Genomic DNA, 6,892 nt, shown 5'->3' on the forward strand with positions numbered 1-6,892 from the left:
CTTGTCCACCACGTGGGTGACGGTCTTGGAGGAGAAGAACTTGACCTGCCACAGCCAGTTGAGGATGCCGGTACGCGGCAGGTGGGCGATTTCCTTGTGGGCGGACCAGTCGCAGTTGTTGGTCAGGTCGTCGAGGGCCTTGGCGGCCAGGTACACGTAGCTGCGGCTGGCGTTGGTGTCGATCAGGCACTCGCCCACATAGTCCTGGATGGTCGGGTAATCGGCGACGCGCATGCCCACGTCGTTGTGCACCTTGCGGGTGGTGTGGTTCTTGGTGATGTCCATGGCGGCCAGGCAGATGCCGTTCCAGCAGGCCGAGGAGCACACCAGGAAGAAGGGGTCCACCACTTCGTCATTGGACTTGGCGCCATCGCCCACCGGGCCGACCAGCGCGTCGGGGGCGATCTCGACCCCATCCACGGAGATCGGGCCGGACTGGTTGCCGCGCATGCCCAGGCCGTCCCAGTTGGCGGGGTCGGCCTTGATCTGGTCCTTGGTGACCAGGAAGCAGGACAGGTCGGAGTAGTCGCCGCCGAAATCCGGCGAGGTGGTCTGGATGATGTACCAGTCGGCAAAGCCGCCGGAGGTGGTCCAGGAAGCCTTCTTGAAGACCTTCCAGCCGCCGTCGGTGCGCTCGGCACGGGACGACATGGGGTACCAGAAGTGGGAGCCGGTCTCCGGGTCGGAGTAGGACAGGGTGCCGATCAGCACATCCTTGTCGACGCGGCGCAGGATGTCCTTGAGGCGTTCGTTGTCATGGTGGCGCAAGAGGGCTGCGGCGCAGGCGCCCAGGTGCATGGTGTAGCACATGGCGGTGGAGGGGCAGCCGTAGCGGGCGATGGTCTCCACGACCATGGCGGCACACAGATGGCTCTCACCGCGGCCGCCCAGCTCCTTCGGCACGGTCAGGCTCATCAGGCCCATGGCGGCCAGGGCTTCGAAGTTCTTGCGGGGATAAACATAGCCCTTGTCGCTCTCGATGGCGTTGGGGCGCAGGGTGGTTTCGCACAGGGCGATCAGATCGGCCTGCAGGGCCTTCTGCTCGGCGCTGAGCAGCCACTGGGGGCTCCATTCGGCACCGATACCGACGGGGGTCATTTGAGTGATGGCGTTCATGGTGATGTCCTTTGCGTGAGTGTTTGAGAGGGAATTCATACGAAGCTTCATTGGGGCCGGAGGGGCGACTGTTCGGGGCGACTTGTAGGGGCGACTTCAGTCGCCCATCGCGGGCGGAGCCAGCGGCATGCCCTTGATCAAAGTCCGCGGGCGACTGAAGTCGCCCCTACAAACCCCTACAAACCCCTGCAGGCCACCTGGGTTTGCAGTCAGCCGGGGGCCAGGGTGCTGACCCCGGCCTCGGTGCCCGCGGGCAGCTCGCGCCCGTCGTCGTGGCGGCTCAGCCATTCCAGGGCGGCGGGCAGGTAGCGGGTGAGGCCCTTGTATTCGACGAGCTGCGGCGGCAGGGACGACAGCACCCGGTGCAGGCGGGCGCCCCACTTGGGCACCCGGGCCAGGTCGTCGAGCGAAGCCAGGTAGCAGCGGATCGGGAACAGGATTGCGTTGCTGCGGGGCAGGCGCCACAGGGTCTGCAGTTCGACCCGCAGGTGCACCTTCTGCCCAGCGTTGTCGGGGGTCACGGTGGCCCGGTCGGTGCCCCATTCGGGGAAGCTCTCGGGCGAGGTGTCGAGGCGCGGGTTGATGGTCATGGTCCAGTTGAGGCGGCGCACCGGCTGGCCCAGGCGCAGCATCAGCAGGTATTTGAGGGCGCGCTCGAAGACGCCGGTCTGGTGGGCCAGGGGCACCGGGCCGTGCCATTCCATGAAGCTCATGCCCACGTCGAACTCCAGGGACCAGTCGGCCTGGGAGGTGACCATGCCGGCGTCCATGTAGAGGTTGTCGTCGCGCTGGTCGCAGATGGCGAAATCGCCCTGGGCCTGGCGGGTGATGTACTCGAAGGGCTCGCAGGGCAGCGTGGCGGCGTCGCCGAAGATGAAGCTCTGCTCGATGCCCAGGGGCCGGTTGGTCCAGGTCCAGCGGCTGCCGAAGTCGTCGCCCTCCTTGGTCAGGGAGAAGTGCTCCGGGTAGTCGGCCGACAGGTTCTCCATCAGCAGCTCGAGGGTGTCCCACTGGGCCAGCATCATGTGGGGCAGCACCTGGCAGCGGCCGGGGTCGCGCTCCAGGGTGATGGCCCGGTCGCGGCATTCGGCGATGTAGTGCTCATCCACATCGAAGGGCCGCAGGAAAACGTCGCTGGGGCCGCTGCGCACATGGGGCTCGATGTTGACGCTGTACATGTACTTGTCTTCCGGGAAGGGGAAGGGAAAGCGCAGGATGGCGGCGTCGCTGTTGCGGTAGCTGTAGTCGCCGCGGAAGGTTTCTTCAGGCTTGAAAGCGATGCTCATGTCGGTCTCCTGTAGGGGCGACTTCAGTCGCCCGCGGGGGTTGTTTGGACGACTGAAGTCGCCCCTACAGCGGTTTCACAAATCCAGTACCAGGCGCCCTGCCCGGGCCCGCGAGACGCAGGGCATGATCAGACGGCCGGCGGCACGCTCTTCGGCGGACAGGAAGTGGTCGCGGTGCTCGGCCTCCCCTTCCAGCAGCGGGGTGGCGCACACGCCGCAGGCGCCGCCGCGGCACAGGCAGGGGGCGGCCACGCCGGCGCGCTCGATGGCGTCGAGCAGGCTTTCGTCCTCGGCCACCTCCAGCTCGATGCCCGAGCGGACCAGGAAGGCGCGGAAGGCTTCGCCGCCGGACAGGGCCGAACCGAAGTGCTCGCAATGCACGTGGCTGGCGGGCCAGCCGGCCACGGCAGCGGCGGCCATCACCTCGTCGTTCATGGCCGCCGGGCCGCACACGTAGAGGTGGGTACCGGCCGGCTGGCTGGCGAGCAGGGCCGGGATGTCCAGGCGGTGGCCGTCGGCGTCCCAGTGGAATGCAACGGCCTGGCTGCTGCCCAGCCAGGGGGCAAAGACGTCCTTCTCGGTTTCCCGACAGCACACGTGCAGGGCGTGGCCCGCGCCGGTGAAGCCGAACTCGGCCAGGTAGGACAGGAAGGGCGTGATGCCGATGCCGCCGGCGATCATCAGGTGGTGGCGGGCGATGCGCACCGGCGCAAAGAGGTTGCCCGGCCAGCCGGCCACCAGCCTGTCGCCCGCCTTGAGCCGTTCGTGGATGAAGGCGGAGCCACCGCGGGAGGTGGGCACCCGGCGCACGATGATCTCCCAGGCATCCCGGGCACCGGGCCGGCTGACCAGCGAGTAGGCGTTGCGCCAGGTGCGCACCTCGCCTTCCAGCACAAACTGGACGTGGGCACCGGCAGCGGCCGGGGGCAGCTTGCCACCGTCGGCTGCCACCAGGCGCAGGTGACGCAGGCCAGGGGCGATGTCGGTCACCGCCGCCACCTGCAGCAGGAGGGTGTCGCCGATCATGCGAAGACCTCCTCGATGGCCGGGATCTCGCCGGGCGCTTCGGCATCCACCATCACGCCCATGAAGGCGCCCAGGCGGCGGGAGAAGTGGTCGCGTACCAGCAGGTGACGGCCACAGCCCGCACAGGGCACGACGTTGGTGGTGACCTGCTCGGTGAAGCCGTGGCAGTGGGTGCACCACACCCGGCGCTGCAGGCTGCCGGCATGGCACAGCTGGAGCTGACCGGGGCCGAAGCCGACGATGGCCGCGGCGGTGGCCACCGACCACAGGAAGGGCTCGGTGCCCTGCACATACAGCCGGTCGCCGATGCCGTAGCCGCGGGTGGCGCAGGCCAGGGCGTCCACCACGTCGGCGACGGCCGGCAGGTGCCAGGGCTTGCCGAGGCCGGGCACGGCCAGCGCCTCGCCCACCAGCCAGGTGTGGAGCTTTGCCGCCACCGGGGCGAAGGCATCGGCCAGGTTGGCCAGCCCACCGGGCTGCAGGGTGGCCGTCTCGATCACCAGCAGGTGGCCGGCGGCGGCGAGGTCGGGTTCCAGGGCCCGGTAGGTCGGGCGGCTCTTGATATCGGAGTGCAGCATCGCGGGCCTCCTCACAGCACGGCCACGGCGTGGGCGATGGCGATCACCGCCGCACCGCCGGCCAGGGTCAGGTAAGGCAGGATGCCGGCGCGGGTACCGACGCCCGTCTCGCTGCCCAGGTGCATGTCTTCCTGCATCGCCGCCGGAAACTCGCCTTTGTCGACGATGTAGTGACGGTAGAAGAACACCGGCAGGATCATCGCCGCCGCCAGCAGGCCGGTGGCCAGGGTGCCGACGCCCCAGATGTCGGCGCCCATGCCCATCAGCGCCAGATTGACGAAGGCCAGCACGGTGCCGATGGCGATCAGCCAGGTGGGTGCCTTGAAGGGGCGCGGCCAGCTCGGGCGGTCGATGCGGTGGATCCAGGCGGCGTTGAGGTTGAGGAAGTTGAAGAGGATGTAGCAGACGTTGGAGATGGCCAGCACGAAGACGTAGTCGGACATCAGCAACAGGATCAGGTTGAAGCCCAGGTCGGTCCACATGGCCGGGGTCGGCGCGCCGTTGGCATTCACGTGGGAGAGGTACTTGGGCAGCCAGCCATCCACCGAGGCCTGGTACAGGGTGCGCGAGGAGCCCGCCATGGAGGTCATGATGGACAGCACCAGGGCCAGCACCAGCATGGCCATCAGCACATGTTCGATCAGCGCGCCGCCGCCCAGCATGTGGGCCATGGCGTGGGCCACGCCCATGCCGCTGTAGATGTCCGGCGACAGGATGCCGTCGTACACCGCCGGGGTGACCACCGTGCCGGCCGCATCCACCACCGCCGGCGTAACCAGCTGGCCGAGGCCGATGGAGCCCTGGAAGGCCAGCGGCACCACGGTGAACACGAAGATGCACAGCAGGCCCGAGTACAGGATGGCCTTGAAGGTGTCGGTGCGCGGGTTGCGGAACTCGCGGGTGTAGCACACCGCCGTCTCGAAGCCGTAGGTGGACCAGGCCGCCATGAAGAGGCCGCCGGCGATCAGGGTCAGCCCGGCCATGTCCCAGGCGCCGTCGATCACCGCGCCGCCGGCGTCCTTGGCCAGGGGGTAGAGGGGAGTGAGGTTGGCGGAGGGCACATCACCGGAGAGCAACGGCCACAGGCCGATCAGCATCAGCGGTGCGAGAGCGGCAACGCCCAGCACCATCTGCATGCGCGCCGCCTGCAGGATGCCCCGGTGCTGGATGGCGAAGGCCGCCAGCAGCACCGCCGCGCCCAGCACAAAGGTGGCGTTGATGCGCAGGGACAGGCCGGCCTTGATGCCGGAGAGGTCCAGCAGGGTGATCTGCCAGGTGTTGATGGCCGCGTCCGGCGCAAACAGGATGGACAGGATGTAACCCGCCGCCAGCCCCGAGCCGATAGCCAGCACCGGCGACCAGGCCAGCCAGTTGCACCACACCGACAGGGGCGCCAGCATCTTGCTGTAACGCACCCAGGCCACCGCCCCATACACCGACGCACCGCCCGACTTGTGCGGGAAGAGGCCGGCGATCTCGGCGTAGGAGAAAGACTGCAGGAAGCCGAAGGCGATGGAAATGATCCACACCGCCCAGGAGGGCTTGCCCACCGTGGCGGCAATGGAACCGATGGAAAAAAGGACCAGGGCCGGAACCCCGCTGGCTACCCAGAAGGCGCCCGCCCAGCCGATCTTGCGATGGAGCGTCGCGCTACTGCCGCCGCTCCCGATGCCGCTTGCCACGGCATCCACTGTCGTCGTGTTCATCTGCGTTCTCCTCAAGGTCGAATAAAAACCACACCGCCAATAGCGATATGGCTGCACTGTCCGCTGCGGGGCCGTGGCGAACAATTCGACTTTGGGAGTAGGTCGGAGGGGGAATTGAGGGAGTACGCGGGCGAGCGTGAAATGGCATCACCCCAACCCCCAGAGGCACCTCCAATGAAAACCGCACTTCGGACAGTGAGAACCGGCCTGCTGATCGGCCTGCCCGCCCTCGTCGCCCCCGCCTTTGCAGAAGACGCCCCGGCCGCTGCGCCAGAGCTCACCGCCAACATCGGCCTGGTTTCGGAATACGTGTTCCGCGGCATCCGCCAGACCTGGGGCAACCCGGCCATCCAGGGCGGAGTGGACTACGCCCACGCCTCGGGCTTCTATGCCGGCGCCTGGATGTCCAACACCAGCGCCAACCTCTACGCCAACGCGAATGTGGAGATCGACCTCTACGGCGGCTACCGGGGCGCGGTGGGAGACTTCAGCTACGACGTGGGCCTGCTGCAGTTCATCTTCCCGAAGGCCAACTACGACAAGATCACCCCCGCCGGCAGCTACGCCAGCAAGACCTACGACACCACCGAGCTCTACCTGTCGGGCACCTGGCAGTGGCTGAACGTCAAGTACTCCCGCGCCCTCACCGACGTGGGCTACTTTGGCTTCACCAGCAACAACGCCGGCTTCGGCGCCTTCCCCAACAAGCCGAACGCCGGCGTCACCGGCAAGGACACCACCGGCTCCTGGTACATCGAGGCCAACATCGCCTACGAATTCATCCCCACCTGGACCGCCACCCTCCACGCCGGCCGCCAGACCATCGCCAACTCGAAAGGCCTGGACTACAGCGACTACAAGGTGGGCGTGACGAAGACCATGCCCGGCGCCTGGACCCTCGGCCTGGCCTACACCACCACCGTCGGCGCCGACTACTGGAAGAACTACCCCAGCCTGGCCGGCAACGGCACCACCAAGGACATGAACGCCGGGACGTGGATCGCCTCGGTGAATCGGGTGTTCTGATTCAAGCGTTCTCCCAGCAAGGTTGGCACCTGCGGCGGCCCCCGGAAACGGGGGCCGTTTTTTCGTGGCCGCGGCCCGTCCTCAAGCGCCTCGCCGCAGGCGCCCCAGGTTCTTCCAGTAGGGGCGACTTCAGTCGCCCGCGGACTTCGATCAA

General features: G+C 67.5%; 6 protein-coding genes. 1 reads left to right on the forward strand and 5 read right to left on the reverse strand.

Annotated elements, in window-relative coordinates:
• From ACIQ09_RS21255 to ACIQ09_RS21275, 5 genes are all read right to left on the reverse strand, one after another.
• A partial coding sequence (locus ACIQ09_RS21255) for an acyl-CoA dehydrogenase family protein (RefSeq protein WP_398314265.1) occupies positions 1-1,116 on the reverse strand: 1,116 nt, incomplete at its 3' end.
• A gap of 209 nt (positions 1,117-1,325) precedes the next feature.
• A complete protein-coding gene (locus tag ACIQ09_RS21260; protein ID WP_398314267.1) occupies positions 1,326-2,402 on the reverse strand; it encodes a heme-dependent oxidative N-demethylase family protein in 1,077 nt (358 codons plus the stop codon).
• A 75-nt stretch (positions 2,403-2,477) separates the two neighbouring features.
• Positions 2,478-3,428 carry a PDR/VanB family oxidoreductase gene (locus ACIQ09_RS21265; RefSeq protein ID WP_398314269.1) on the reverse strand — a complete coding sequence of 317 codons (951 nt, stop codon included), beginning with the start codon at positions 3,426-3,428 and terminating at the stop codon, positions 2,478-2,480.
• Positions 3,425-4,006, reverse strand: a complete 582-nt coding sequence (locus ACIQ09_RS21270) for a dimethylamine monooxygenase subunit DmmA family protein (RefSeq protein ID WP_398314271.1) — start codon at positions 4,004-4,006, stop codon at positions 3,425-3,427. The genes ACIQ09_RS21265 and ACIQ09_RS21270 overlap by 4 nt, the downstream gene beginning before the upstream one ends.
• Positions 4,007-4,017: 11 nt before the next feature.
• Positions 4,018-5,712 (reverse strand): APC family permease, encoded by a 1,695-nt coding sequence (locus tag ACIQ09_RS21275; protein ID WP_398314273.1) that lies wholly within the window; start codon positions 5,710-5,712, stop codon positions 4,018-4,020.
• Between the two features lie 174 nt (positions 5,713-5,886).
• On the opposite strand from ACIQ09_RS21275, the gene ACIQ09_RS21280 reads away from it, so the two are divergent.
• Entirely contained in the window at positions 5,887-6,738 is an 852-nt protein-coding gene (locus ACIQ09_RS21280) for a TorF family putative porin (RefSeq protein ID WP_398314275.1), read from the forward strand.
• Positions 6,739-6,892 lie beyond the last annotated feature (154 nt).

The sequence above is a fragment of the Zoogloea sp. genome, from assembly GCF_044344315.1.
Classification (GTDB): Bacteria; Pseudomonadota; Gammaproteobacteria; order Burkholderiales; family Rhodocyclaceae; genus Zoogloea.

Coding starts and splice junctions, on each gene's coding strand:
- ACIQ09_RS21260 (WP_398314267.1), bottom strand. CDS start 2,402: ATGAGCATCGCTTTCAAGCCTGAAGAAACCTTCCGCGGCGACTACAGC.
- ACIQ09_RS21265 (WP_398314269.1), bottom strand. CDS start 3,428: ATGATCGGCGACACCCTCCTGCTGCAGGTGGCGGCGGTGACCGACATC.
- ACIQ09_RS21270 (WP_398314271.1), bottom strand. CDS start 4,006: ATGCTGCACTCCGATATCAAGAGCCGCCCGACCTACCGGGCCCTGGAA.
- ACIQ09_RS21275 (WP_398314273.1), bottom strand. CDS start 5,712: ATGAACACGACGACAGTGGATGCCGTGGCAAGCGGCATCGGGAGCGGC.
- ACIQ09_RS21280 (WP_398314275.1), top strand. CDS start 5,887: ATGAAAACCGCACTTCGGACAGTGAGAACCGGCCTGCTGATCGGCCTG.